General features: G+C 41.4%; 1 pseudogene. It reads right to left on the bottom strand.

From position 1 onward, the window contains the following. A pseudogene (locus tag FD01_RS16520) lies at positions 1-197 on the bottom strand (ISL3 family transposase); the annotation flags it as partial. Positions 198-333: the final 136 nt, after the last annotated feature.

Here is a 333-nt window from a genome sequence, read left to right as displayed (position 1 = left end):
ACCTTTTGTGTTCCGTATTTCACGATTTTGTCGGCGAAGCCGCAATTAGCACAATGATCGGGCTTGTAGGTGAGACTAGCGGGATAAACAAGAGATTCTTTTCCTTTGATGACTTGAATGTGGGAATCTTCTATAAAAGTGATATTGGGGTCTTTGATTTCAAGGGCATTTCGGATAGACTGACTAGTGAGGGACATTATTCAATTCCTTTCTTACTTACTCGCAAGGTTGGGCGGACACGAAGAGGATGATGTCCTTTTTGCGTGCTCGGAAATACTTAAACCTGGATTATTCATAGAATTTCAAAAAAGCAGCGCAATCCCATGATTCACA

Source organism: Lacticaseibacillus manihotivorans DSM 13343 = JCM 12514 (assembly GCF_001435035.1).
Classification (GTDB): domain Bacteria; phylum Bacillota; class Bacilli; order Lactobacillales; family Lactobacillaceae; genus Lacticaseibacillus; species Lacticaseibacillus manihotivorans.
This window is presented reverse-complemented; position numbering and strand designations above follow the sequence as displayed.